The sequence below is a fragment of the Bradyrhizobium sp. BR 10261 genome (genome assembly GCF_019455395.1).
In the GTDB taxonomy this organism is placed as follows: Bacteria; Pseudomonadota; Alphaproteobacteria; order Rhizobiales; family Xanthobacteraceae; genus Bradyrhizobium; species Bradyrhizobium manausense.
Genome location: NZ_JACOFQ010000008.1, coordinates 228901 through 255019 on the forward strand (window position 1 = coordinate 228901; position 26119 = coordinate 255019).

At 64.4% G+C, this 26119-nt stretch carries 26 protein-coding genes and 2 pseudogenes; 16 read left to right on the plus strand and 12 right to left on the minus strand.

Annotation, left to right across the window (positions count from 1 at the left end; all coding sequences use genetic code 11):
- Positions 1-232: 232 nt before the first annotated feature.
- Positions 233-421, minus strand: coding sequence for a hypothetical protein (locus tag HYH07_RS12055; RefSeq protein ID WP_220002692.1), 189 nt, complete (start codon positions 419-421; stop codon positions 233-235).
- A 281-nt stretch (positions 422-702) separates the two neighbouring features.
- Here HYH07_RS12055 and HYH07_RS12060 point away from each other — a divergent pair, with 281 nt between their 5' ends.
- From HYH07_RS12060 to HYH07_RS12080, 5 genes are all read left to right on the plus strand, one after another.
- On the plus strand, positions 703-1620 hold the full coding sequence (locus HYH07_RS12060) for an ABC transporter permease subunit (RefSeq protein WP_057748888.1): 918 nt from the start codon (positions 703-705) through the stop codon (positions 1618-1620).
- A gap of 11 nt (positions 1621-1631) precedes the next feature.
- The gene (gene livM / locus HYH07_RS12065; protein WP_312016659.1) at positions 1632-2957 is read left to right on the plus strand and encodes a high-affinity branched-chain amino acid ABC transporter permease LivM; all 1326 of its coding nucleotides are present in this window, start codon (positions 1632-1634) and stop codon (positions 2955-2957) included.
- Positions 2954-3787: an ABC transporter ATP-binding protein gene (locus HYH07_RS12070; RefSeq protein WP_220002693.1), complete on the plus strand. Its 834-nt coding sequence runs from the start codon at positions 2954-2956 to the stop codon at positions 3785-3787. Before livM ends, HYH07_RS12070 begins: the two co-directional genes overlap by 4 nt.
- Positions 3784-4524 (plus strand): ABC transporter ATP-binding protein, encoded by a 741-nt coding sequence (locus HYH07_RS12075; protein ID WP_220002694.1) that lies wholly within the window; start codon positions 3784-3786, stop codon positions 4522-4524. The genes HYH07_RS12070 and HYH07_RS12075 overlap by 4 nt, the downstream gene beginning before the upstream one ends.
- Before the next feature lie 151 nt (positions 4525-4675).
- A complete protein-coding gene (locus HYH07_RS12080) occupies positions 4676-5794 on the plus strand; it encodes a branched-chain amino acid ABC transporter substrate-binding protein (protein ID WP_057748901.1) in 1119 nt (372 codons plus the stop codon).
- Positions 5795-5869: 75 nt separating this feature from the next.
- Here HYH07_RS12080 and HYH07_RS12085 read toward each other — a convergent pair whose 3' ends face one another.
- Positions 5870-6256, minus strand: coding sequence for a response regulator (locus HYH07_RS12085; protein ID WP_220002725.1), 387 nt, complete (start codon positions 6254-6256; stop codon positions 5870-5872).
- 267 nt (positions 6257-6523) lie between these two features.
- Here HYH07_RS12085 and HYH07_RS12090 point away from each other — a divergent pair, with 267 nt between their 5' ends.
- Positions 6524-9328, plus strand: coding sequence for a PAS domain S-box protein (locus tag HYH07_RS12090; protein ID WP_220002695.1), 2805 nt, complete (start codon positions 6524-6526; stop codon positions 9326-9328).
- A 58-nt stretch (positions 9329-9386) separates the two neighbouring features.
- Complete coding sequence (locus HYH07_RS12095; RefSeq protein WP_220002696.1) at positions 9387-10385, plus strand: P1 family peptidase; 999 nt, start codon at positions 9387-9389, stop codon at positions 10383-10385.
- Positions 10386-10596: 211 nt separating this feature from the next.
- Here the strand turns inward: HYH07_RS12095 and HYH07_RS12100 are convergent, their stop codons facing one another.
- Positions 10597-11364 (minus strand): EF-hand domain-containing protein, encoded by a 768-nt coding sequence (locus HYH07_RS12100; RefSeq protein ID WP_220002697.1) that lies wholly within the window; start codon positions 11362-11364, stop codon positions 10597-10599.
- Positions 11365-11617: 253 nt separating this feature from the next.
- Between HYH07_RS12100 and rpe the strand changes: the two genes are divergently transcribed.
- The 4 genes from rpe (at position 11618) to HYH07_RS12120 (ending at position 13006) form a co-directional block, all read left to right on the plus strand.
- On the plus strand, positions 11618-12319 hold the full coding sequence (rpe, locus tag HYH07_RS12105; RefSeq protein ID WP_220002698.1) for a ribulose-phosphate 3-epimerase: 702 nt from the start codon (positions 11618-11620) through the stop codon (positions 12317-12319).
- 148 nt (positions 12320-12467) lie between these two features.
- Positions 12468-12608 (plus strand): hypothetical protein, encoded by a 141-nt coding sequence (locus HYH07_RS12110; RefSeq protein ID WP_220002699.1) that lies wholly within the window; start codon positions 12468-12470, stop codon positions 12606-12608.
- Between the two features lie 4 nt (positions 12609-12612).
- A complete protein-coding gene (locus tag HYH07_RS12115; RefSeq protein ID WP_220002700.1) occupies positions 12613-12792 on the plus strand; it encodes a hypothetical protein in 180 nt (59 codons plus the stop codon).
- Between the two features lie 22 nt (positions 12793-12814).
- Positions 12815-13006 (plus strand): hypothetical protein, encoded by a 192-nt coding sequence (locus HYH07_RS12120; protein ID WP_220002701.1) that lies wholly within the window; start codon positions 12815-12817, stop codon positions 13004-13006.
- A gap of 7 nt (positions 13007-13013) precedes the next feature.
- On the opposite strand, the gene HYH07_RS12125 is transcribed toward HYH07_RS12120, so the two are convergent.
- The 5 genes from HYH07_RS12125 to HYH07_RS12145 all read right to left on the minus strand — a co-directional run bounded on the left by HYH07_RS12125 (position 13014) and on the right by HYH07_RS12145 (position 17348).
- The gene (locus HYH07_RS12125; protein WP_220002702.1) at positions 13014-14447 is read right to left on the minus strand and encodes a bifunctional serine/threonine-protein kinase/universal stress protein; all 1434 of its coding nucleotides are present in this window, start codon (positions 14445-14447) and stop codon (positions 13014-13016) included.
- A 6-nt stretch (positions 14448-14453) separates the two neighbouring features.
- The gene (locus HYH07_RS12130) at positions 14454-15194 is read right to left on the minus strand and encodes a metallophosphoesterase (RefSeq protein WP_057748922.1); all 741 of its coding nucleotides are present in this window, start codon (positions 15192-15194) and stop codon (positions 14454-14456) included.
- Positions 15195-15311: 117 nt separating this feature from the next.
- Positions 15312-15917: a hypothetical protein gene (locus tag HYH07_RS12135; protein WP_220002703.1), complete on the minus strand. Its 606-nt coding sequence runs from the start codon at positions 15915-15917 to the stop codon at positions 15312-15314.
- The gene (locus HYH07_RS12140; protein WP_220002704.1) at positions 15910-16581 is read right to left on the minus strand and encodes a hypothetical protein; all 672 of its coding nucleotides are present in this window, start codon (positions 16579-16581) and stop codon (positions 15910-15912) included. The genes HYH07_RS12135 and HYH07_RS12140 overlap by 8 nt, the downstream gene beginning before the upstream one ends.
- Positions 16578-17348 carry a MotA/TolQ/ExbB proton channel family protein gene (locus HYH07_RS12145; protein ID WP_220002705.1) on the minus strand — a complete coding sequence of 257 codons (771 nt, stop codon included), beginning with the start codon at positions 17346-17348 and terminating at the stop codon, positions 16578-16580. The genes HYH07_RS12140 and HYH07_RS12145 overlap by 4 nt, the downstream gene beginning before the upstream one ends.
- A 212-nt stretch (positions 17349-17560) precedes the next feature.
- On the opposite strand from HYH07_RS12145, the pseudogene HYH07_RS12150 reads away from it, so the two are divergent.
- Together HYH07_RS12150 and HYH07_RS12155 are read left to right on the plus strand one after the other, a co-directional pair.
- Positions 17561-17668: pseudogene (locus tag HYH07_RS12150) on the plus strand (DNA-binding response regulator); the annotation flags it as partial.
- A gap of 108 nt (positions 17669-17776) precedes the next feature.
- Complete coding sequence (locus tag HYH07_RS12155; RefSeq protein WP_220002706.1) at positions 17777-18073, plus strand: hypothetical protein; 297 nt, start codon at positions 17777-17779, stop codon at positions 18071-18073.
- 34 nt (positions 18074-18107) lie between these two features.
- Here the strand turns inward: HYH07_RS12155 and HYH07_RS12160 are convergent, their stop codons facing one another.
- Complete coding sequence (locus HYH07_RS12160) at positions 18108-18695, minus strand: TetR family transcriptional regulator (RefSeq protein ID WP_220002707.1); 588 nt, start codon at positions 18693-18695, stop codon at positions 18108-18110.
- A gap of 469 nt (positions 18696-19164) precedes the next feature.
- Between HYH07_RS12160 and HYH07_RS12165 the strand changes: the two genes are divergently transcribed.
- Positions 19165-20334: a M20 aminoacylase family protein gene (locus HYH07_RS12165; RefSeq protein WP_220002708.1), complete on the plus strand. Its 1170-nt coding sequence runs from the start codon at positions 19165-19167 to the stop codon at positions 20332-20334.
- A 23-nt stretch (positions 20335-20357) separates the two neighbouring features.
- Here HYH07_RS12165 and HYH07_RS12170 read toward each other — a convergent pair whose 3' ends face one another.
- Positions 20358-22265: an acyl-CoA synthetase gene (locus HYH07_RS12170; protein ID WP_220002709.1), complete on the minus strand. Its 1908-nt coding sequence runs from the start codon at positions 22263-22265 to the stop codon at positions 20358-20360.
- 244 nt (positions 22266-22509) lie between these two features.
- Here HYH07_RS12170 and HYH07_RS12175 point away from each other — a divergent pair, with 244 nt between their 5' ends.
- Both HYH07_RS12175 and HYH07_RS12180 read left to right on the plus strand, forming a co-directional pair.
- Positions 22510-23589: a SecDF P1 head subdomain-containing protein gene (locus HYH07_RS12175; protein WP_220002710.1), complete on the plus strand. Its 1080-nt coding sequence runs from the start codon at positions 22510-22512 to the stop codon at positions 23587-23589.
- A gap of 253 nt (positions 23590-23842) precedes the next feature.
- A complete protein-coding gene (locus tag HYH07_RS12180; RefSeq protein WP_057748943.1) occupies positions 23843-24649 on the plus strand; it encodes a Crp/Fnr family transcriptional regulator in 807 nt (268 codons plus the stop codon).
- Positions 24650-24657: 8 nt separating this feature from the next.
- On the opposite strand, the gene HYH07_RS12185 is transcribed toward HYH07_RS12180, so the two are convergent.
- Together HYH07_RS12185 and HYH07_RS12190 are read right to left on the minus strand one after the other, a co-directional pair.
- Positions 24658-25299 (minus strand): glutathione S-transferase family protein, encoded by a 642-nt coding sequence (locus HYH07_RS12185; RefSeq protein WP_220002711.1) that lies wholly within the window; start codon positions 25297-25299, stop codon positions 24658-24660.
- A gap of 253 nt (positions 25300-25552) precedes the next feature.
- A pseudogene (locus tag HYH07_RS12190) lies at positions 25553-26102 on the minus strand (cytochrome b).
- Positions 26103-26119 lie beyond the last annotated feature (17 nt).

The following is a 26119-nucleotide window of genomic DNA, read 5'->3' on the forward strand; positions in this document are numbered from 1 at the left end:
ACCGGACTGCGGCGGCAATTTAAACCCATTGTTTACCTTAATCGCGACCCGACTTCCGTCATTCCGGGGCGATGCGCCAGCATCGAACCCGGAATCTCGAGATTCCCCGGTGCGCAATTGCGCACCTGAGTCCGGTCCTTCGGATCATCCCGGAATGATTGAGCAGAACTTGCGCACCAAAGAAAAAGGCCCCGCCTTTCGGCGGGGCCACCTGGCGCTACTCCCTGGGGGTTCAATCCAGTCTGTTGTCCTGCTTGCCGCCCTGCTGCTGGCCGGGCTTGTCGCCTTGGCGCATCGGATCGTGCTGCTGCTGCTGTCCGGGTTTCTGGCCGCCGCCCTGCTGCCCTGGTTGCTGACCCGGGCGCTGCTGGCCGGGGCTTTGGTTCTGCTGGCCCGGATTCTGGTTCTGCTGCTTCGTCATGGGGGGAAAACTCCCTTGTTGGACGTCAGTCGGAGATAACCGCCGGTGTCGATTTTGGTTGCTTTGCGGAACCCGGTTCCTCGCAGTCGCGGAACCGGAGCCGGCATCCGAAGCCGAAATCAACTCTGTACAAGCCCTTATTGCCAAGGCATCCCCAGTTGCGGCCGCCAGTTCCCTCCTGTTACAAAACGGGAAGAAGACGGGGCTGCCGGGGCCCGAGAAGAAACCAAGCACTCTCTCGAATAGCTCCCTTTCAACGTCAGGTTCGGTAGCGGCAGCCCATGGATTATTTCGCCCAGCAGCTCATCAACGGCCTCGTGCTCGGTTCCATCTACGGTCTGATCGCGATCGGCTACACGATGGTCTACGGCATCGTCGGCATGATCAATTTCGCCCATGGCGACATCTTCATGATCGGCGGCTTCATCGCACTGATCACTTTCCTGCTCCTGGTCTCGCTCGGTCTGACTGCGATCCCGCTGATCCTGCTGCTGGTCCTGCTGGTCGCGATGGCGGTCACCGCCCTCTATGGCTGGACGGTCGAGCGCATCGCCTATCGGCCGCTGCGGCACTCGTTCCGGCTCGCACCGATGCTGTCGGCGATCGGCATGTCCTTCGTGCTGACGAACTATTCGCAGGTCGCGCAGGGCGCCCGCGTCAAGCCCGTGCCGCCGATCATCACGGGCGGCTACACGCTGCATGAAGGCGCCGAGGGGTTTGCGGTGCAGCTCTCCAACATGCAGATCATGGTCGTGCTGGTCACCATCGTGCTGCTGGCCATGTTCACCTGGCTCGTTTCGCGGACACGGCTCGGCCGCGACATGCGGGCCTGCGAGCAGGACCAGACCATGGCGGCGCTGCTCGGCGTCGACGTCGACCGAACCATTTCCATGACTTTCGTGATCGGCGCAGCGCTCGCCTCGGTCGCAGGCATGATGTACCTGCTCTATTACGGCCAGGTCGATTTCAACATGGGCTTCGTCGCGGGCATCAAGGCCTTCACCGCGGCGGTGCTGGGCGGCATCGGCTCGCTGCCCGGCGCGGTGCTGGGCGGGCTCGCGATCGGCCTGATCGAGACCTTCTGGTCGGCCTATTTCTCGGTGGAGTACAAGGACGTCGCCGCCTTCTCGATCCTGATCATCGTCCTGATCTTCATGCCGACCGGCCTGCTTGGCCGGCCCGAAGTCGAAAAAGTCTGACGGGCCCTCGCGTGACAGCTCTTTCAACCGAAACGATCCAGGCCAGCCGCACGGCGGGCATTCCGTTCATTCTGAAAAAAGCCTTCCTCAGCGCATGCGTTGCGCTGGTGCTGTTCTCGCTGATGATCGGCATCCGCACCGAGGCCGGTCCCGACGGGCAGCTGACCTGGTGGACGCGTTTCGGCGATCTCGCCTCCATCGTCGGCCTCGTGTTCGGCGGCTCCATCATCATTGAGCTGCTGCGGCAATGGCTCGGACCGATCGGCGCGGAAAAGCTCGTGCCAGCGCCGGTCCAGCGCGGCCTGTCACTGGCGGGCCGCTTCCTGGGTCCGGCCCTGCTCGTCTTCACCCTGCTCGTGCCCGTCATCTTCTACAATCAGCGCTATATCCTCGACCTCGGCATCCTCGTGCTCACCTATGTGATGCTCGGCTGGGGCCTGAACGTCGTGGTCGGGCTCGCCGGGCTGCTCGACCTCGGCTATGTCGCCTTCTACGCGGTGGGTGCCTATTCCTATGCGCTGCTTGCCACCAATTTCGGCTGGTCGTTCTGGGTCTGCCTGCCGCTCGCCGGCATGCTCGCCGCGATCTGGGGGGTCATGCTCGGCTTTCCGGTGCTGCGGCTGCGCGGCGATTATCTCGCCATCGTGACCCTCGCTTTCGGCGAGATCATCCGGCTCGTCATCCTCAACTGGCAGAGTCTGACCGGCGGACCCAACGGCGTGTCCGGCATTCCCCGCCCCTCCTTGTTCGGCATTCCGCTCGACAACAGCGATGACGGGCTCGCCGCCAAGCTCGGTATCGACTACTCGCCGACCCATCGCATCGTCTTCCTGTTCTATCTCATCCTGGCGCTCGCGCTGCTCACCAACTGGGTGACGATCCGCCTGCGGCGCCTGCCGATCGGCCGCGCCTGGGAAGCGCTGCGCGAGGACGAGGTCGCCTGCCGTGCGCTCGGCATCAACACCACGACCACCAAGCTCACGGCCTTCGCCACCGGCGCGATGTTCGGCGGCTTTGCCGGTGCGTTCTTCGCGACACGCCAAGGCTTCATCAGCCCGGAATCCTTCACCTTCCAGGAATCGGCACTGGTGCTCGCCATCGTTGTGCTCGGCGGCATGGGCTCGCAGCTCGGCGTCGCGCTCGCCGCCCTCACCATGATCGGCGGTTTCGAGCTGTTCCGCGGCCTCGAGACCTACCGCATGCTGGTGTTCGGCATGGCGATGGTGCTGATCATGATCTGGCGGCCGCGCGGCATCATCGGCCACCGCGCGCCGACCGTATATCTGACCAAGGCGCAGGCGATCTCCTCCGACCTCGTCAAGGAGGGCCACGGATGAGCGGCGAACCAATTCTCAGCGTCGACGGGCTCACCATGCGGTTCGGCGGCATCGTCGCCGTGCACGACCTGTCGTTTGCAGCCGAACGGAAGCAGATCACCGCGCTGATCGGACCGAACGGCGCGGGCAAGACCACCGTCTTCAACTGCATCACCGGCTTCTACAAGCCGACCGGCGGTACCATTCGTCTCAACCAGGACGACGGCAGGCAGACCGCGCTGGAGCGGCTGAACGACTTCCGCATCGCCAAGCAGGCCAAGGTCGCGCGCACCTTCCAGAATATCCGCCTGTTTCCCGGCATGACGGCACTCGAGAACCTGATGGTGGCGCAGCACAACGCCTTGATGCTCGCGTCGGGCTTCACGGTTCTCGGCCTGATCGGCGTCCCGACCTATCGCGACGCCGAAAAGCGCGCGATCGCGCTCGCGACCGACTGGCTCAAACGGATCAATCTGCTCGACCGCGCCGACGATGCCGCAGGCAACCTCGCCTATGGCGACCAGCGCCGGCTCGAGATCGCGCGCGCGATGTGCACCGAGCCCGCCCTGCTCTGCCTGGACGAACCGGCCGCCGGCCTCAATGCACGCGAGAGCGCCGCGCTGAGCGAGCTGTTGCAGTCGATCCGCGGCGAGCTCGGCACCTCGATCCTGCTCATCGAGCACGATATGTCGGTGGTGATGGAGATCTCGGACCACATCGTGGTGATGGACCATGGCGTGAAGATCGCGCAAGGAACGCCGCGGGAGGTGCGCGACGACCCGAAGGTGATCGCCGCCTATCTTGGCACCGACGAGGAAGAGGCTGCGGCCGTGATGGAGAGCGGATCGTGACGGCTGCCACCCCCTTGCTCGCGATCCGCGGCTTGCGCGCCGCCTACGGCAAGATCGAGGCTCTGAAGGGCGTCGATGTCGACATCAATGCCGGCGAGATCGTCGCGCTGATCGGCGCCAACGGCGCCGGCAAGTCGACGCTGATGATGACGATCTTCGGCAAGCCCCGCGCCCGCGCCGGCCAGATCCTGTTCGACGGCAAGGACATCTCCGCTGTCCCCACCCATCAGATCGCGCATTTGCGCATAGCTCAGTCGCCGGAGGGCCGCCGCATCTTCCCGCGCATGAGCGTCGCGGAAAACCTGCAGATGGGCGCCGACGTCACCGACAGCACGGAGGCGGAGCGGGAAAGCACCCGGGAGCGCGTGTTCGCACTGTTCCCCCGGTTGAAGGAACGCGTCATGCAGCGCGGCGGAACCCTGTCGGGCGGCGAGCAGCAGATGCTGGCGATCGGCCGGGCGCTGATGAGCCGCCCGCGCCTGCTGCTGCTCGATGAACCCTCGCTGGGGCTCGCGCCCCTCATCGCGCGGCAGATCTTCGATGCGATCCGCGCCCTGAACCGCCAGGACGGCCTGACTGTCCTCATCGTCGAGCAGAACGCCAACCATGCACTGAAACTCGCCCACCGCGGCTATGTCATGGTCAATGGCCTGATCACCCTGGCCGGGACCGGCGCCGAGTTGCTGCAGCGCCCCGAGATTCGCGCGGCCTACCTGGAAGGCGGCCGGCACGCCTGACGGCCTTGGCGCGCCCGCCGAATACGGCGAGATATCTTTGCAACTGCCCGTATTTTGCCGGTGACTTCTCGAAAAATTCATTGAACAATGGCGCCGGTTTGAACCGGGCTTGCCCGGCAACTCCCACAGACGATCACCCGCGAGGTATCTCATGAAATCACTGAAACTCATCGGTCTGGCATTCGGCGCTTCCGTTGCGCTGTCAACGGCGGCGTTCGCAGACGACCTCACCATTGCAGTCGCGGGCCCGATGACCGGCACCGAATCCGCCTTCGGCCGCCAGATGAAGAACGGCGCCGACCTGGCGGTGGCCGACCTCAATGCCGCCGGCGGCGTTGCCGGCAAGAAGCTGGTCCTCGATGCCGAGGACGATGCCTGCGATCCCAAGCAGGCCCGCTCGGTTGCCGAAAAGATCGCGGGCGCGAAGATCCCGTTCGTTGCCGGCCACTTCTGCTCGTCGTCGTCGATCCCGGCTTCGGAAGCCTATGCCGACGGTAACGTCCTCCAGATCACGCCCGCCTCGACCAACCCACTGTTCACCGAGCGCAAGCTCTGGAACGTGGCGCGCGTCTGCGGCCGAGACGATCAGCAGGGCCTGATCGCCGCGCAGTACATCGCGAAGAACTTCAAGGGCAAGAACGTCGCGATTCTCAACGACAAGACCACCTACGGCAAGGGTCTGGCGGATGAGACCAAGAAGGCGCTCAACAAGGCCGGCATCACCGAGAAACTCAATGAGTCCTACAACAAGGGCGACAAGGACTTCAACGCGATCGTCTCGCGCCTGAAGAAGGAGAACATCGACCTCGTCTATGTCGGCGGCTATCATCAGGAGGCAGGCCTGATCCTGCGCCAGATGCGCGACCAGGGCATGAAGACGGTCCTGATGTCGGGCGACGCGCTGGCCGACAAGGAATACGCCTCGATCACGGGCCCGGCCGGCGAAGGCACGCTGTTCACCTTCGGTCCCGATCCGCGCAACAAGCCGAGCGCGAAGAAGATCGTCGAGGCCTTCAAGGCCAAGGGCATCGATCCGGAAGGTTACACGCTCTACACCTATGCCGCGATGCAGGTCTGGTCGCAGGCGGTCAAGAAGGCCGGCACCACCGATGCCAAGAAGGTCATGGAGACCATCAAGGCCGGCAAGTGGGATACGGTGCTTGGGCCGCTCGAATATGACGCCAAGGGCGACATCAAGCAGATCGACTATGTCGTCTACAAGTGGGACGCCAAGGGCGGCTACGCCGAGCTCAACGCCAACGGCACCTAAGACAGCCGCCTGAACTTTTAACCAGCTTGACGTCAACGCCCCGGTTCGCCGGGGCGTTTTGTTTTCGCAAGCCGGTCAGACGGCAGCAGACAATTCGCCGCCAGCCGCTGTCTGCGCCGTCCGGAGCGCTTGCAGCAGATCGTTCGGCCGAAACGGCTTTTGCAGGCAGATCACGCCGGCGAGACCCGGCGCCTCACTGATGAAATCCAGTGTCGTCATCCCCGATACCGCCACAATCGGAAATCCGGGAACACGCTCGCGAATGGCGGCCATGACGTCGATACCGCTGATGTCGGTCAGGAAGATGTCGACAATGGCCGCGTCGAAAATCTCTTTGCCAAAGGCCTTGAGGCCAGCCACACCGCTCTCGGCTTCAACTACGTCAAATTGGTTGACCCGAAGGACGATCGAGACCATGGCGCGGACGTCCTTCTGGTCATCCACAACAAGGACACGGGGCATGGGAACAACTCCCGGATTCGCATCATTAATCGGTTTCAATTCAAACGGCGACGTACGGCAAGGCAGTATGAGCCCCTCCAGTAAAGCCAACCTTACCGATTTCCTATTCCGATTCCCCGTCCGAGTTAAGTAAGCTGTAACCCTCGGTTGAGTCGTGGGCATATCCCCTCGGGACACGCGTCCAGAGCGGGTTACCATGGAGGCCAAGGCCGAGACGCCAGGGCCAGTACCCGAGGCGGCCGGCCGATCAAGTCACGTGGACTACCCATGCTGTCCCTGCGAGAGGTCAACGTGCACGCCAGAAACGACCGAAGCACATTCCTTTCGACCTTGCCGGCCATGCAGAGCGATCGCACTGCAGCGTTGGCGATCGTCGGGCTCTCCGCGATCCTGTTCGCAATGGCTGTCCCCTTCGCGGGGACTCCCCTGGCCCAGATGCCGGCCTTCGTCGCCAGCTACCAGTCGGCGCTGGCCGTCAGCGATATCATTACCGCTGTTCTGCTGCTGTCGCAATTCTCGGTCCTGCGCAGCCGCGCGTTGCTGCTGCTGTCAATAGGGTATCTGTTCACCGCAGCGGCGGCGGTGACACACGCCCTCACCTTCCCCGGACTGTTCGCGCCGACGGGATTGCTGGGCGCCGGCACCCAGACCACGGTCTGGCTCTACATGATCTGGCACGGCGGATTCCCGTTGTTCGTGCTGGCCTATGGCTGGCTGAAGGACGGCAACGGCGGCAACAAGATCGAGGGACCGACGCAGCGGTCGATCGTGGTCGCCGTGCTCGGCGTCATTGTCGCGATGATCGTCATCGGTTGGTTCGTCACGGCGCGGCACGATTTGCTGCCGGTCCTGCTGAGGGACGACCGCTACACCACCACGATGATCGGCGTGGTGTCTTTTGTCTGGTCCTTGAGCTTCGCGGCGCTGATCACGCTCTGGCTCCGCAGGCCGCATACGGTGATCGACGTCTGGCTGATGGTCACGATGTGCGCCTGGCTGTTCGACATCGCGCTGTCGGCGATCGTCAACGTCGCCCGCTACGACCTCGGCTTCTACGCCGGACGCATCTACGGCCTATTCGCCGCGAGCTTCGTGCTCGCCGTGCTCCTGATCGAGAACGTCCGCCTGCAGGCGAGCACGATAGGCCTTGTCGGCCGGCTGCGCGAGCAATCGGCCTTCGAGCGCGACTATTACGGCAAGCGTCTCGCGCTCTATGGCGCCGTGGTCGAATCCTCCAACGATGCCATCATCACTGAATCGCTCGACGGCCGCATCACCGGCTGGAACAGAGCGGCCGAGCGTCTGTTCGGCTATTCAGCCAATGAAGCCATCGGCCGATCGATTGATCTCGTGGTGCCGGAGGACCGTAGGGCCGAAGCCAGGGGTCTTCTCAACCGCATCAGCAACAACGAGTCGATCGCCCAGCACGAGACCGTCCGCATCCACAAGGACGGCCGGCAGATCGACGTCGTCCTGAACGTCTCGCCGCTGCGATCCGACAATGGCGAGATCATCGGCGCCTCCAAGATTGCCCACGACATCACCGAGGAGAAGCAGGCGCGGGAGAAGCTGCGCCGCGAGATCGAGGAGCGCGAGCGCATCTTCGAGACCTCGCAGGACCTGATCCTGGTCACCGACGGGTACGGTAATTTCATCCAGGTCAGCCCGAGCGTGAAGGACATTCTCGGCTTCAACCCGGAGGACATGATCGGGCACAGCGCGATCGAATTCATCCATCCCGACGATCTGGACAGGACGCGCGAAGAGATGCGTGCTGCGCGGCGCGGTCAGACCAAGCGCAGCTTCGAGGCGCGCTACTACCACTATGACGGGCACGAGGTCTCGCTGAACTGGGTCGGAAACTGGTCGGAGCCCGTCAAGCGCCATTTCTTCATCGGCCGCGACCTCACCGACAAGCAAGCCGCAGAAGCCCAGCTGCGGCAGGTCCAGAAGATGGATTCCATCGGCCAGCTGACCGGCGGCGTCGCCCACGACTTCAACAACGTGCTCACCGTCATCACCGGCACGATCGGCATTTTGTCGGACGCGGTCGCCGACCGGCCCGAGCTTGCCGCCATCACCAAGCTGATCGACGACGCCGCCGAGCGCGGCGCGCAGCTGACCAAGCATCTGCTCGCCTTCGCCCGCAAACAGCCGCTCCAGCCACGCGAGATCGACGTCAATGCGCTGGTGCTGGAGGCCGCTAAGCTGCTGCATCCGACGCTCGGCGAGCAGATCACGATCATGCCGCAGCTCACCGAAGACGCCTGGCCTACTCTGGTCGATCCAGGCCAGCTTTCGACTGCGATCCTCAATCTCGCCCTGAACGCGCGCGACGCCATGCCCGACGGCGGCACCCTGGTGCTGGAGACCCGCAACATCTTCCTCGACGACGGCTATGCCAGCATGAATCCCGATGTCGTCGCCGGCAATTACGTGATGATCGCGGTCAGCGACACCGGCTCGGGCATTCCGGCCGCGCTGCTCGAGCGGGTGTTCGATCCGTTCTTCACCACCAAGGAGGTCGGCAAGGGCACGGGCCTTGGCCTCAGCATGGTGTTCGGCTTCGTCAAGCAGTCCGGCGGCCACATCAATATCTACAGCGAGGAAGGCCACGGCACGAGCGTGAAGATCTACCTGCCGCGGTCCACCGGCATGCAGGAGACCGAGTACGAACAGCCTCAGAACGTCCCCATCACCGGCGGTAACGAGAAGGTCCTGATCGTCGAGGACGACGCGCTGGTGCGGCAATATGTCGTGACCCAGGTCAAGAGCCTCGGCTATGCCGCGCTCGAGGCGGCCAACGCCGCCGAGGCCCTCGTCATCATCGATGCCGACAAGGACATCGACCTGCTCTTCACCGACATCATCATGCCCGGCAACATGAACGGCCGCCAGCTCGCCGATGAGGCGACACGGCGGCGGCCGCAGCTGAAGACGCTGTTCACCTCGGGCTACACGGAAAACGCCATCGTCCATCATGGCCGGCTCGATTCCGGCGTGCTGCTGCTGGCCAAGCCTTACCGCAAGTCGGAGCTCGCCAAGATGCTCAGGACCGCGCTGGCGAGTTGAGCGCGCCGCTCGCGTACGCTATCGCTGGGACCGTGCCAGCCGCTTGGGAGTGCCGTCCTTGAAAAACCTCCTCACCGATATTGCCGGCGTCCGCGTCGGTCATGCCGACGACGCAAAACTTGCCTCGGGCGCAACGGCCATCGTGTTCGATCAGCCGGCGGTCGCGGCGATCGACATCCGCGGCGGCGGCCCCGGCACGCGCGAGGACGCGCTGCTTGGCCTTGCCAATACGGTCGAGCGCGTCGACGCGATCGCGCTATCCGGCGGCTCTGCCTTCGGCATCGAGACCGGCGGCGGCATCCAGGCCTGGCTCGCCGAGCAGGGCCGCGGCTTCCGCGTCCGCGAGGCCCTGATTCCGATCGTGCCGGGCGCCATCCTGTTCGATCTGCTCAACGGCGGCGACAAGGCCTGGGGCCGCTTCGCGCCCTACCGCGATCTCGGCTATGCCGCAGCCGCCTCAGCCGGAAGCGAGTTTGCGCTCGGCAGCGTCGGCGCCGGCTTGGGCGCCACCACAGCGACGTTCAAGGGCGGCCTCGGCTCGGCATCCTCCGTCACCAGCAGCGGCGTCAAGGTCGCGGCGCTCATCGCCGTCAACGCGGTCGGCAGCGCCACCGTCGGCGACGGACCCTGGTTCTGGGCGGCGCCGTTCGAGCTTGGCGGCGAGTTCGGTGGCCGCGGATTGCCCGACAAGTTCACCGACGACATGCTCAAGCTGCGCATCAAGGGCGGCCCCGCCGCAACCGAGCGCGAGAACACCACGATCGGGGCCGTCGTCACCGATGCAGTGCTGAGCAAGCCCCAGGCCAAGCGGCTGGCGATGATTGCGCATACCGGCTTTGCGCGTGCGATCTATCCGGTGCATGCTCCGACCGATGGTGACGTGCTGCTCGCCGCCGCAACCTGCGCAAAGCCGATTGATCCGATCGTCGGCCTCACCGAGCTCGGCATGGTCGCTGCCAATGTGGTTGCCCGCGCCATCGCCCGCGGCGTCTACAACGCGACCGCGCTGCCGTTCCCGGGGGCGCAGCCCGCGTGGAAGGATCGGTTCGGAGTGTAACGAGAGCGCCTCTCTCCCCTCCTCGGGGTGTCATCGCCCGGCGAAGACCGGGCGATCCAGTATTCCAGAGACGATTGCGATTGAAATGAGAGGCCGCGGCGTACTGGATGCCCCGGTCGCGGCTCCGCTAGGCGACGCCGGGCCTACAAGGAGCTCGGCCGGCGAAGCTTCAGCGAAGACGGCAAGCCGAGACATGACAGCGGATGCGCACTTACACGCTCATGGACATCGACGAAGTCGCGGAACCCGCCGCGGTCTGGGCCTGGCGCTGCATCATCTGGCCGAACCAGTCATAGGGCGAATTGCCGCTGGAGGCGCCCGGCACCACTGTCGTCATCTTGAAACCGTCGGCATAGGTGACGGTGGTGGTGGTCGAGCCGTCGGCGGCGGTCGTGGTGGTCGAGGTCGACCCGCTGCTCGGCGACGAGGAATCCGAACCACCGCCCGACGCACCGCCCGAACCGCTCGCCGCGTGCGCGTGGTGGTGGCCGCCATGATGGCCGGCGCCCTTCAGCGCCTTGGACATCTCGTCCAGGCTGACGTTGCCGTCCGAATTGGTATCGAGCTTGGAGAACACGTCGTCGGCCTGCGCCAGATTGGTGCCGCCGGCGCCGAGCGCGTTCTCGAACTCCGATTGGGTGATCCTGCCGTCGCCATTGGCGTCGATCTGCGAGAACAGGTCCTTCAGCGCTGCGTCGCGGCTGGTCGATGCCGTTTTGCCCGTGCCGGCGGTCTGGTCCGTCGACTGGCTTTGCGCGGCGAACAGCGCATTCATCGTCTCCGGCGAGATCTGCGGATAATAGCCAGGATTCGCCGACGGAGCTGCACTGCTTGACGAGCTGCTGGTGCTGCTGTCGATCGCGAATGGGTTCGGCGCGCCTTGCGACGAGCCAGTCTGCTGCGTCGAGGACGATTTCGAGCTGGTCAGCGATTGAATGGCATCAAGCGCAGTCGAGACGGCACCAAGCGCAAACAACATCGCACAACTCCAAACCATGCAGCATGCCGCGGCCAATGTTCTGGCCGTGAGGTCAGCAAGCGACGTGCCAGCGCGAAAAGCTCAATGAAATCCATATCCGCCGGGCTTTGCGGGGTGCGGGAACATCGGCAATTCATGCCCGCTGGCGGCAGAAATTTCCGCCCACAGGAAGCCCAACCTCCCTGCATTGCCCGGCCGGGAGGCCCATGTTAGGCGAGGCCAACAGCCCCATGCCGCCCCGGGAAACAGCGCCATGACCCAAGCCTTCGCCCCCCGCCCCCTGGCCATCGCGCCCTCGATCCTGGCCTCGGATTTCTCCAAGCTCGGCGAGGAGGTCCGCGCGGTGGATGCTGCCGGCGCCGACTGGATCCATCTCGACGTGATGGACGGGCACTTCGTGCCCAACATCTCCTACGGCCCCGACGTCATCAAGGCGATGCGCCCGCACACCAGCAAGGTGTTCGATGCGCATCTGATGATCTCGCCCTGCGATCCCTATCTGGAGGCCTTCGCCAAGGCCGGCTGTGACCACATCACCGTGCATGCCGAGGCAGGTCCGCATTTGCACCGTTCGCTCCAGGCCATTCGGGCGCTCGGCAAGAAGGCGGGCGTCTCGCTCAATCCGGGCACGCCGATCAGCGTGCTCGAATATGTGCTCGACCTGGTCGATCTCGTGCTGGTGATGTCGGTCAATCCCGGCTTCGGCGGCCAGGCCTTCATCCCCTCCGCCATCGGCAAGATCCGCGACATCCGCGCGATGACGGCGGGGCGTCCGATCGATATCGAGGTCGATGGCGGTGTCGGCCCCGATGTCGCCGGCGCGCTTGCGGCCGCCGGCGCCAACGCCTTCGTCGCCGGCACGTCCGTGTTCAAGGGCGGCACGCAGGATGCGTACAAGAACAATATTGCAGCGATCCGCAACGCGGCACTCGCGGCGCGCGGCGAGGCGATCTGACGGGCGCTACGCCCGCAAAGCTGCGGCATTTACGGGTGTTGCGACGCGCAATGACTAAAATTGCAACCTAAATCCGTACTCGTCCGGACTTCCCTGATTCGTGCAAATCACAGCTAGTGATTCCTGCCTGATTTGACAGGAGCACATCATGACGACGACCCTGGTTTGGACTGGCGTGGCGTTGTGGATCGGATTTTGTGCGTTCGTTGTGTTCGGCCCATCGGCCCGACCGGTGAAGATGCCGGTACGTTCGACCCGCATCATCGGTCGCAACCGCTATCCGGGCTGACGCCATGCAGATCGCCCTCGTGAAGCGTCAGCCGAAACGCAGGTGCCGCATCCCGCGCCGTCCGCATCCGAACCTCGATTATTTCTTCGGTCGGCTCGAACGCACCGAAGGCAAGATGCGCGACGATCCGGGCGCCGAGACTGCAGACCGGGACCGCTCGTTCCGGTCGCCGCGCCGGCATTGAAATCCTTTTCTGGACTCAACCAATGAAACCGCACTGCCCGAACTGCCTGAAGGAAATGACCCAGGCGTCCGCGTCGCGTAACCTCTTCAACTGCGAGCCCTGCCGCGAGATCATTCAGTACTTCGGCGGCAGCGCGGATCACGGCGAGGCCGGCCCGCACTTCACCTGGCCGATCCGTCGCAAGCGTTCGATGCACACTGCGCACGCGGCGTGAATCTTTCCTAGCCCCACACCACGCCGGCGTCCGGTTTGGCAACAGCCATGCGCGGCGGCCGCACCACGGTGACGGTGCAGGTCGCCTCCGCCGCCACCTTGGCCGAGACGCTGCCAAGCAGCGTGCGCCTGAACGAGCTCTGCCGCGCGCCGATGACGACATGGTCGACCTGGTTGACCTCGGCGAATTCCAGCAGCGCCGTGGCGGGATCGACCGCCTCCAGCACGTGAACCGACAGCCGGCTTTCATCCAGCTTCAGCGGCGTCGCCCAATGCCGGAGCGCGACCAGGCGGTCGATATGCTTGTTGGAGCCCTGGTCGTCCAGCGTCTTGTCGATGGCGATGCGGTTGAGCTTCAGCACATTGACGCAGGCAAGCCGCGCCAGCGGCAGCGTCGCGAGAATGCGCTCCGTGGTCACACGCAGCGCCTCGTTCAGCTCCGGCTCACCTTCCACCGTGTCAAGCGCGACTGCGAGGATCGGGCTCGAGGCAATCTGCTCGGCAACATCCGCCTTCGCGCGAGGCTGCATGGCGTCCTGGTTGAACCGGCGCCGCCAGGCCACGCTCAAGGGATCGCGCTTGATCCGCTCCGAACGCGCGGTCAGCCTGACCTGGTTCGGATGGGCGAGATCGAAAGCGAGCTGGGTCGCGGTCGGGTAGCGACGGACCGGCTCGATCTCGAGACACCGCAGCACCACTTCCTGGAGCCAGGGCGGATAGTCGGCGCGCAAGCTTCGCGGCGGATGCGGATCGCGCCACAGCCTCCGCCGCATCGCGCGCAGTGTCTCGCCCTCCCCGAACGGACGTTCGCCGGTCGTGAAGAAGTACAGCAGCACACCGAGCGAAAACAGGTCGCTGCGCGGATCGTCGCGCACGCCCAGCAGCCGTTCCGGCGCCATGTAGGGCGCTGTGCCGTAGGGCAGACGAAACTCCGCCTGCAGCAGGTCGGGCAGATGATCGTGGTGCGACAGGCCGTAATCGATCAGCACTGCCTCGCCGCTCTCGCGGAACATGACGCTGCTCGGCTTGATGTCGTGATGGATCACGTTCTGCCGATGCAGATCGGCGAGCGCAGCCGCGATCTTGGCAACCAGCAGCCGCGCCTCCTCGTAAGGTAGCGGCAGATCGGGCAGCCGCTTGTAGAGCGTTGTGCCCGGAATGCGCTCGATCACGGCATAGGCCTGGCGGGCAAAATCGCCGGTGCCATAGCAGTGCGGCACGTGCGGGCCGGCCAGCCGCGGCAGGATCATCATCTCCATCTCGAACGAAACGATTGCCGCGGGGTCCTCGCCTTCCGAGACTCGCGGGACCTTCATCAGCAGCGGCACCTCGATGCCGGGACGGGTGACGGTCCACAGCGTCGCCATGCCGCCGGCATGGACGCATTCGCCGATCGTGTAGCCGTCGATGACAGCGCCTGATTTGATCAGGGATTTGGGCATAGGCCTCTAGCGCCCCTGCGACAGCCGATCGGCGAGCCAGGGCGGCAGGCCGTTCTCGCGGATCTTGCTTGCCGCGCTCGCGATGTCATAGGGCACACGGCAATAGGTGATCTGGCACGAGACCGTGTCGAACAGCACGAAAGACGCCGACGGATCGCCATCGCGCGGCTGGCCGACCGAGCCGAGCACGGCGAGCCATTGCCGGCCGCGCAGGAGCTGCACCGGCACATCGGTCTTGGGCACGAAGCTCGTCATCTTCGCCGTCACCGACATCGAATAGAGCGCGGGCCGATGAATGTGGCCGCAGAAAGTGACGTGAGCCGGCGTTGCGATCAGGCTCCTGGCGGCATCCGCCGTCGAGCGGACATAATGCCAGCGCTTGGGGCTCGAGGCTTCCGAATGCACGAACAGCCGATCGCTGTCGTCCACCAGCATCGGCAGTTCGGCCAGGAACCGCCGCTGTGCCGCATCGAGCCGCCCGCGCGTCCACTCGATCGCGATCTGCGCCTCGTTGTTCATGTTCTCGGTGGTGGTGTTGACGGCTTCGTCATGGTTGCCGCGCACGGCGACGGCACCATGGGCGACCAGATCCATGGCGGTGTCCACGACCCATTCCGGGTCGGCGCCATAGCCGACGAAATCGCCAAGCAGGATGAACCGCTCCGCAGCCCTGGCACGGGCCACCTTCAGGCACGCCTCGAACGCCTGCCGGTTGCCGTGGATATCCGAGAAGACAGCGAGAAGCACGCACCCTCCACCCTCATAGTCTTATTGGAAGCCGATAAAGCCAATTTGAGGGAGGTCAACAAGATGCGCCAGCGCAAGGCGGTTGACCAGCGCCACGCGGCCGCAATGGTGAAGAGCCTATTGCTCGTCCTTGGGCGGCATCCGAGGTGGCGGCAACGGCGTGAAGACGGCGCCTTGCGCGCCTGATGGCGGGGCATTGAACTCCCCGGTCGAGGAATCGCCGCCGCTGGTCTCGATGATGGCCTTGGGCGTCACATATTCCCTGATCATGTCGACCAGGCTGCCCTCGCCGCCGCCAAAGTCCGCGGCACGCCCGCCTTGCGGATGGCCCGCCGCGATCTCGTTCTCCGCCGCATGGGTCTTGTCGGCCAGGGTGTCGTTGTAGGGGACGCGGAAGGCCCGCGGAATGCCGCTCGGACGATGATCCGCATCGAGTTCCTCCACCCACAGATAGATCGAGCCGGGATCGCCCTCCAGCGAATGGGGCTCGACGATCCGCGCCGCCAGCAGCTTGAAGGACGCAGGAAGCCTGTCCGTGCTGGCCCAGCCGAGCAACCCGCGCATGTCCGTGAAGCTGACGACGTAGAAGGCGCTGGTCACGACGACGGCGACCGCCTTCAGCGACCAGTGCAGCCGCGCATAGACCAGCACGACCAGCAGCAGCGCGCCGATCACGGCATAGGCGACCGACAGCGAGAGGATGACCGTCTGCTGATTATTCACGGCGCACCCTTACCCGCGTGTTCGGGTCGATATCGGCGCCATTGCGCCAGCTGCTGCGGAAGGTCTCCATCAGCGATTTCGGCCTCTGGCTGACATCGATAACCTTACCCTCGGCATCGAGCCGGAACCGCACCGCGGTCTTCTCGTCACCGGTGTGGTCGAGCGTGAACTTGTTGTCGAAGACCACCTGCGCGGTCGGATTGAGCTTCTGCACCTTCACATTGGCCGTGACGGGCTCGCCGGTCGTGGCGACGAAATGCGAGACGTTGACGGTGTATTCGCCGGGGACGATGCCGCGCAGCGTGACGATCTCCTCACGGATGGGGGAAGCGATCTTCTTACCATTGACCATAATGAAGTCGTTCGCCCCGCCCCGGTCGTCACGGTCGAGCGTGAGGAAGCCGGCCTCCCGGTGGCGATACCAGGCGATGTTGCCGGCGGGATCCTGCACGAACAGGTCGAGATCGTCAGGATGATTGTCCGGCCAGTCCAGCGTGATCATGAACTCGGCCTTGGAGTCGATCTTGCCCTCCTTGGCATCGGGAGAGACCGCCAGCAGCGCGAGGAAGAACAGGAAGGCGACCACCTGAAGCGCCTTGAACAGCATCACGCCCAGGGGATCGAACGGCTCCTCGCGCGGATAAAGGCCGAAATCATCCATCATGAAGGCGTTCCAGCACCTTTGCGCTCGAGAACCGGCGTCACATAGGTCTCGGTCAGCACCACCGCATCCGAGAACACCCGCTGGGTCGCGGCATCGAGCATGTAGTACTGGATCCTGACCAGGATGGAGCCGACAAGGCCCGCGAGCGTCGTGTACATCGCGACCGCCATGCCGTCGCTCATCAGCCCCATCGAGGAGCGCATCGCGACCTTGTCGGCGGCGTCCAGTCCCGCGATCGGCGCCAGCATGATGATGAAGCCGATGATGGTGCCGAGCAGGCCGAGCTTCATCAGCGTGTCGGAGACGAACGTACCGAACCCGTTGGAGCCGCGCAGGCGGTCCGCGAGCGTCCGCAGCAGCAGCGTCTGGTCGACCGGACGGTAATCCTGCGCCGCCGCTTTCGTCACCAGGCTTTCGATGTGATCGCGCACCAGCCCGCGCGGCAGCGCGGTGGTACGCGCATCGAGCACCTTGCTGCCTTCGGGCGCCGCCAGCACCGCGCGGCAGCGCCGGGCTGCCGCACCTTCACGGGCAATCGCCCGCGTGCGCAAGAAGCAGTGACCGCAGGTGACGAGATAGAGCGCCGCGATGACGCTCGAAATGTAGGTCCGGTCTGATGTGAGCATCAGATGGATCAGGCCGAAACGCCACAGCAGCACCACGGCGAAGATCGACAGTCCCGTGAAGATCATCCAGAACAGCAGAGCGCTGCGCTCGGATGGGTCGGCAGTCGAGCCGGCGATCGGTCCAATCGTCATCGAAGTCATGCTGCACCGCTCCTCACCTTGCAGGGATTGGCCTGCGATGTTTCCACCCGATTAGATCAAAGCCGCCGCTGCAGGTCCAAAGAGCGATGCCCAATCGGGCTTGGGAAATTTGCCCGAGCTGCAATCGGGGCCCAAACCCTGCAATTGGCAAGGCGCGGCGGCGTTGTTAGGCTGAGCTTATCAAACTTTGGGGTGATCGCATGCGCCTCGTGCTTCAGACGGTCCAGAACTACCACTATCTGATCAAGACCAAGACCGGCGCGCGCACGGACGCGCAGCTGGTGCGGCTTGCCGCGGCTTGCGGGTTGACGTGGATTTAGCAGCGGCCCTGCCGCAATGCCTCGAATGAGATGAAATTTCTCATTCTGCCAAGCGGATAGGAACGGAGGCTATTATGTTCCAGTTAGCAGGGTGAAGGAGTAGAAGTCATGAGTAAGGGTCATCACAAGGCAGTCGCCCATCCCCCCGTCATCACGGTAGGCGATCTCATCGACGAACTCTGCCGCCTCCCCGATACCGCCGTCGTCCACTTCCGCTGTCCTGCCCTCGATCAGGAACTGACATTCGAGCGCCTTCGAAAGCGATCGAAGGACGACGTTGAAATCGCGATCAGCGCCTATCCGGAGAGTCCACCGGTCGTCCCATCGTCCGACGGCGCTTTCCGCGCACGTACGTCCACGCCATCGGTCCGCAATGGCGTCGTTCTCAACAAGGTTAGAAGTTGATTGGCCGGCGCGTGTATCGAACGGCCACCGCGGTCTAGCAGGCCTTCAACCCGCGCAGCAGCAGCGCGAGGGTGGCGTCCACGCGCGCCGGCAGATCGGCATCCTTCCACTCGTCGGCATGGGCCGGATGATGGAAGCGGCAGGTCGCGTCGAACAGCGCGCGCGCCGTCGTCTTGACGTCGTCCAAGGCGAACTCGCCCTGCTTGACACCGTCGGTCAGGATCGCCGCGATCTGGTCGATCATGGTGTCCTTGTGGCACTTAACGGCCGCGCAGGCTTCGCGCGCCAGCGTCAGATAGGTCTCGAACATCTCGGGGTCGTCGAGCACACGCGAGCGCTTCGCCGCGAACAGCGTGCGCAGCCAGCGGTCGAGCCTATCGGGCGCCGGCCCCTGCTCATTGGCGATCGCCAGCAGCGGCGCGTCGATGCGGTCGAGCCAGCGCTTGGCGACGGCCTCGCGCAGCGAAGCCTTGCTCGGGAAATGGCGATAGACGCTGCCGTGGCTCACATCGAGCGCACGGGCAACGTCGACCACGGTGGCCTTGGCAAGTCCGTAGCGCCGCAAGACATCCTCGGTCACTTCGAGGATCCGCTCCGGCGTCAAGACAACAGCTTCGTTCATGCCAGCACCATGTTCCCGTTCAGGGTCCAGTTACCCGGCGGAGGATGCTTACCGAAGCGCCCTTGACCGGTCGTTTCGGAAAGCTCTCGCCTTAATGAGGCAGTTTTGCAGCTTGCGCCGCGATCTGGCGCGCAACCAGCAAATTGAGCCAATGCCCAATCGTGCCGGTGAAGTTGATGATTTCGGTCGTCATTGTCGTAAGTCTCCATTCGTCCGCGGTTCCCACCCATTACGCGCCTCGATCCGCAGGCGTTTCGGACCTCAGGCTCCCGGAAGGGATGACCACGGGACGCCCAACCGGAGCGTCTGGGAACGGATATACACGTCTCGCTGACAGATTTCAATATCTGTCAGTCAAAGATCCGTGATTGACAGTTAATTTTTGAGGGAGACCCGCCTTTCGCCCTGCCCTTGCGGCAGGCTACGCTGCGCTGATTGGCCCTACCAAGAAGAAACGGACCCAACACTCATGCCCATCGTCAACCGCATCGCCGCCCTCTCCGACGAAATGGCCGCCTGGCGCCATGACTTTCACGAGAACCCCGAGCTGCTTTACGAGGTCCATCGCACGGCCGGCATTGTCGCCGACAAATTGCGCGAGTTCGGCTGCGACGAGGTGGTGACGGGCATCGGCCGCACCGGGGTCGTCGGCGTGATCCGTGGCCGCAAATCCGCCTCCGGCAAGGCCATCGGCTTGCGCGCCGACATGGACGCGCTGCCGATCATGGAAACCGCCGACGTGCCCTACGCCTCGAAGATCCCGGGCAAGATGCACGCCTGCGGTCACGACGGCCACACCGCGATGCTGCTGGGCGCGGCAAAGTACCTCGCCGAGACGCGCAATTTCGATGGCACCGCGATCATGATCTTCCAGCCCGCCGAGGAAGGCGGCGGCGGCGGCAAGGCCATGGTCGAGGACGGGCTGATGACGCGCTGGAACATCGACCAGGTCTACGGCATGCACAACATGCCGGGTCTCGCCGAAGGCCATTTCGCCACCACGCCGGGCCCGATGCTCGCCTCCTCCGACAACATCCAGATCACCGTTCGCGGCAAGGGCGGCCATGCCGGCGCCACCCCGCACCAGGCCATCGACAGCGTCCTGATCGGCTCGCAGATCGTGGGCGCGCTGCAATCGATCGTGGCGCGCAACGTCAATCCGCTGCAATCGGCCGTGGTCTCGATCACGCAATTCCACGCCGGCACCGCTTTCAACATCATCCCGGAGACCGCCGAGCTCTGCGGCACGGTGCGCACGCTCGATCCCGAGGTGCGCGATCTCGTCGAGCGCCGGATCGGGGAAGTCGCCGACAGCGTCGCCCGCGCCTATGGCGGCTCGGCGGAGACGAAGTACACGCGGATGTATCCGGTGACCTTCAATCATGCGCGCGAAGCCGGCATCGCCGCCGACGTCGCCCGTGACATCGTCGGCGCCGAGCGCGTCAACGACCGCATCATCCCGATGATGGGGGCAGAAGACTTCTCCTTCATGCTGCAAGAGCGCCCCGGCGCCATGGTGCTGGTGGGCATGGGCGAGAGCCCTGCGTGCCACCACCCGGCCTACGTCTTCAACGACAACATCCTCGGCCACGGCGCCTCATTCTGGGTGCGCCTGATTGAAACCGCGATGCCGGCGTAAAACGTCTGCCTGTTGGTGCGAGGCTACGCCTGTATCACCTCGTGCCGCATCACGAACGGGGCGAGCAGCGTGTGCACCTCGCCGGCGACGATGTCGCGCTGGTCGGCCGGCAAGCCCGTCAGTGTCACCGTTGCGATCGAGCCGTGGCTGCCATGGGCGCCGACTTTCACCTTGCAGTCGATGCCGCGCTCGACGAGTGGCCGCAGCACGTTGGTGAACACGCGCTGCGCCGCGTCCCAGCGCAATTGTGGCTTGAAGACCTTGCCGACGCCGGTCACCGGCATCGGGTCGATCGGAATGACCTGGACCGGAACGGCGGCGCGCTCCGGCGTGCGCTCGCGCACCCACGCTTCGAGCTCGCCCGGCCCGACGGACGCACCGGGCTTCAACTGCACGTAACCGACCGGCAGCTCGCCGGCATAGGCATCGGGCTGACCGACCACCGCGGCAAAGCCGACGGCGGGATGGCGGAACATGATCTCCTCGATCGGAGCCGGATCGATATTGTGACCGCCGCGGATGACGAGGTCCTTGGCGCGCCCGGTGATCCAGAGATAGCCGGCGGCGTCCAACCGGCCGAGGTCGCCGGAATTGACCCAGACCTTGTCGACGAAGGCGCCCTTGTTGTGGGCCTCGTTGAGATAGCCGCCGAACACGCCGGGGCCGGCCATGATGACGACGCCGATCTCGTCCACCTTGCAGTCGCGGATCAAATTGCCGTCGGCATCCAGCTGCACGATGCGCACGCGGGAATACGGCATGGGAAGGCCGACCGAGCCGAGCCGGATCGGCCGTGACGGATAGGCCAGCGTATGCACGCTCGAGGTCTCTGTCATGCCGTAGACTTCGACGACCGGCAGCTTGAGTTTGTCCTGGATCGCAGATCCCACCGCGACCGGGATCGCCGAGCCGCCCCCGGCGGCATATTTCAAACTGGAGATGTCGGCATTTCCCGGCGGCACCGCGAGTGCTGCGGCGAGCACCGTCGGCACGCTGGACAGTGCCTCAGGCCTGAAGCGCTCGACCAGGCCCCAGATGTTCTTCACGGCGTTGGGATTACGCCAGCCGCTCGGCGACAGCACGACCAGCGAGCCTCCGGCTGACAGTGTCCCGAGGACCTGCGTCAGTGATCCGCCGACATGAAACAGCGGCATGCCAAACAGCAGGTTGGCGCCGGGCTTCGCTTTCAGCAGCAGGTTCAGGGCCCAGGCCTGATAGACCTGGTTGGCATGGGTGTGCCGCACCAGCTTTGGCGTGCCTGTCGTGCCGCCGGTGTGGAAATAGGCGGCGATGTCGCTGCCGAGAATCTTGCGCCCGCTGACAAGCCGGTCCGCCGGCTGCTGCTTGACCAGATCGTTGAACGCAAAGATGCCCTTGTCCGGATCGCCGCCGCCAGCCACCTGCACGATCGCCTTGAGGTGCTTGAGCTGCGGGCGGATCTGCTCGACCTTCTGCCAGATGTCGGTGCCCGGCATCGGCCCCAGCGCCACCAGGATCTTCGTGTTCGCCGCTTCCAGGATTTCCGCGATCTGATGCGGCTCGAGCAGCGGGTTGACGGGATTGGCGATGCCCGCGGCTTCGGCCCCGAACAGCGTTACGAAGGCATCGGGCAGCAGCGGCAACATGAACGAGATCACATCGCCCTTCTCCGCGCCGAGCGCGTGAAACATGTTGGCCGCCTGCGTGACCCGCGCGATGAAATCGCTGTAGGTGATCACAACAGCCGTGTCGGCAGGATCGGCATTTTGCAGAAACTGGATCACCGCGCCGCCCGGGTTGCGTGCGGCCCCAAGCCTGATGGCGTCATAGGTGCTCTCGGCCGCGACGCGGTCAGCATAAGGGACCTGCTCGAAGGCCCGGACCTCCTCGTCCGTCAAAAACTCCGGATAGTTGTCGCCAATAAGCCGATCGAGCGTGTGGATGCCCGCCATGGAATTCCGTCCTCCCTCAGGTCGCCCCTCGCCGCCTGTCTTTTGACATTTGGTGCGGCGGGTGCTCCCGGCCGATTGGCCGGCCGGGACCACAATGATGGATGATTTGGCGTTCGTCCATCGCCTACGGGCTAGGGCGATAGACCTCGCCCGAGCGGCTTTTGAACCTTCCTGGCCGATCCAGGTACCAAGATCAGGCATTGGACTCTTCTGCCAGCGTCCCGCCGATAGACTTGAGGTGATGATGACCACGCCCCTGCGGGACCGCGCCACACGGCTGATCCTCGCCTTCGCCTTGGCGTCGATGATCGTCCTGCCGCGCGCAGCGCTCGCCGATAGCCAGCTCGACAAGATGCACGCCAAGCTCGCAGCCTTCGTCATCGACAAGATGGAAAAGCTGGGCGGGTCGCGGATCATCTACAAGGTGGACGGCGACGCCTTGCGCGAGAGCGTCGTCACGGATCTGCGCGACGACGTCTACAAGGCCTTGCACGACGGCCATATCGCCTTCTCCAATCTCGCGATCCGTGACGGCGGCGTCGATGTGAAGATCGCCGACGCCAAGGCACGCGACCAGCTCGCGCGCAAGCTCGCCGCTGCCGCGGACGGACTGCCGTCGCATGCCATTTCCGTGACCGACGGTGGCGACGGAGCGGTCCGGCTCGCGCCGACCGATGCCGCATCCGCGGCGAGGCTGCATGAGCTGGTCGAAGAGTCCATCGCCATGATCGAGCAGCGTCTCAAGGACGCCGGCATCAAGCTTGTCAGCGCCGTCCCTGAGGGGACTGACCGCATTCGCATCTTCCTGCCCGGCGTCACCGATCCCGAGCCCATCACCGCGATCTTCGCCCGAAGGGTCAAGGTCAGCCTCCGCCAGGTCGATGTATCGATGCCGCCGGAGCAGGCGCAATCCGGCAAGCCGCCCGAGGGCACGGAGGTCTTGCTCGGGTTCAAGGACAAGCGGCCCTATTTGGTCGCCAAGGAGAGCACGCTCGACGGCGAGGACATCAGCGATGCTGCGCCAAGCTTCGCCCCCGGGACGAAGGATCCGGTTGTCTCCTTCCGCTTCAACGGACGCGGCACACGGCGTTTTGCCCATCTCACGGAAGAGAATATCGGCAAGCCCATCGCCATCGCGCTTGACGACACGGTGATCTCCGCCCCCGTGATCCGCGAGCCCATCACCGGCGGCTCGGTTCAGATCTCGGGCAATTTCACCCTGGAGGAGGCCAACAGCGTCGCCATGCAGCTGCGTGCCGGCTCGCTGCCCGGGCACCTGACCCTCGTCGAGCAGCAGGTCGTCCAGCCTGGCGTCAAGCCATAGGCCCACCTTCTGTCCTTTTTGGCAACCAGCGCCACTTCCGGACGCTGAAGTCCACCGGTGCCGCCCCCGAATCACGGGGGCGGCCGGACCATGCGCGCAACGAACGGGCAATTGCCGAAACGACGGTTCGGGCTAAAATTTGCCTGTTGCGGAACGGCGACCGAAGGTTTCATTCAAGCGGTCGTCGTTCCATTTCGGCTATAGGTGTCCAGCCTACCGCCCAGGACTGAAGGCCTTACGCAGGGATAGTACCATGCCGTCCGGCAGCGCAGACGTCTCCTCGATCCTTGACCGCATTCTCGATGCGGCCACGGACAATCTCAGGATCGCGAAGATCCTGGTCCAGATGGGCCTCGACCCCAACAACGTCACCTGGGACGCGATCTTCAACCGACTGCTCGAGATCTTCGTCCACAACATCACGCTGGCCAATCTATTTGCGACGATCGGCGCCGGCTTCTTCGTCGCCACCCTCCTGATGCGGACGATGGTGCCCTTGCGCGTCGCCAACATGATCGGCTGCGCCTTCTTCGCCATTTTCGGCGCGCTCTCCGCCAACGTCTCGACCTTCCTGCTCTATCTGCTGATGCTTCCGATCAACGCGCTCCGGCTTCGGCAGATGCTCAAGCTGGTCAAGAAAGCGCGGCATGCCGCCGAAGGCGACATGTCGATCGAGTGGCTCAAGCCGTTCATGACCGAGCGCAAATATCGCCGCGGCGACACACTGTTCAAGCTCGGCGATCCGGCCCAGGAGATGCTCCTCACCGTGACCGGCAAATTCCTGGTCAAGGAGATCGGCGTCGAGATCGGGCCCGGCGCGCTGATGGGAGAGCTCGGCTTCCTCACGCCCGACAATCGCCGCACCGGAACGATCGAATGCATCGAAGACGGCCAGGTGCTCACGATCACCTATGACCGCCTGCTCGAGATCTACTTCCAGGATCCGCAGTTCGGTTATTACTTCCTGGTGCTGACCAGCCAGCGCCTGCTGCAGAACATCGATCGCCTGCAGAAGCAGCTGGCCGCAGCGCGAACGGCGACCACGAACAAGATCGCCTGATCGTCCGCTCAGCTGAGCAGCAGCGCCATGCCGGGATCGCCCTTCTCCATCGCCCGACGATAGGCCGGACGCGCACTGACGCGGCCGAGATATTTGACCACGTTCGGACAACGCTGGAGATCATAGGGCTGGAAATAACGCATCGTGGTGAGCGTGAAGACCGTCATGATATCGGCCGTGGTGAAGTTGCGGCCTGCCAGATATTCGGCTTCGCGCAGGCGCGCGTCGACAAGGTCGAAGGCACGGTCGACACGCGCCCGGATCGCGACCAGCATCGGATTGTCGTCAGTGAGCTCGAGCCGGTTCAGCAGCATCAGCCGGCCCATGCCGGCCTGCAAGGTGCCGTTGGCAAAGTGAAACCAGTACAGGAACTGTGCGAAGTCGGGATCATCGGCGCGGAGCACGAGGCGGCCGTTGCCATATTTGGCGATGATGTAGTCGACGACGGCGCCGGATTCGGCCAGCACCAGGTCGCCGTCGGTGATCACGGGCGCAGCGCCAATCGGATGCAGTGCCTTGTAGTCGGGCGGCGCCAGCATGGTGACGGAATCGCGCGCATAGCACTTCAGCTCATATGGGATCGCGAGCTCCTCGCAGAGCCAGACGATGCGTTCGGATTGCGATTTGCCGAGGTGGTGGACGGTGAGCATGGTGTCTCCTGAGACCGCGAATTAGACCAGTCGCGACGCCGCATCTTAACGCGTCATTGCGATAGGGAAGCAACGGCAATCCATCACCGTCATCCTGAGGTGGCCGCTTCTTCAGCGGCCCTCGAAGGGCGACGGCCCGGCCTCCCCGCGCGGCTGCAGCGCGGCCGTTCATCCTTCGAGGCTCCCCGTAGGACGCTCTGCGTCCCACGTCTCGCGCCTCAGGATGACGGAACGTGCAGAAGCGCCATGTCCCCTATCCCACCTCATCCGCCACCATGCGCGCGACGACGCGGTCGCGGCGGATGAAGTGGTGCCAGAGGGCTGCGATCACGTGGACAGCAATCAAGGCCAGCAGCACATAGGCGAACAAGATGTGGCGGTCCTCATAGGCATCGGCCACCGCCTTGTCCGGAGAGGTGAATTGCGGCACGTGAAACAGGCCGAAGAAATCCGAATAGCTGGTCGCGCGGGCACCCGAATGCGCCCAGCCCAGCATCGCGACCAGGATCACCATGAAATAGAGCGCCGTGGCTGACGCGGGCTGCGATCTTCTGCCAGCGCAAGGACTCGGCCGGCAGAGCCGGGGTCGCGTTGATGACGCGCCAGGCCAGGCGCAACACCGTGAGCAGCAGGATCACGTAGCCGATATCGGCGTGGATCGAGCGGTAGAAGAACTTGTCGGCGCGCGCCGGGATGTGATTCATCCACCAGCCGAAGCCGATCATGCCGATGATCGCCAGCGCCAGGCCCCAGTGAAGCCACCGGGCAACGCTCCCCCAGCCACTCCCAGTGTTTCTGATCATGTCGGCCCCCCGAAAGC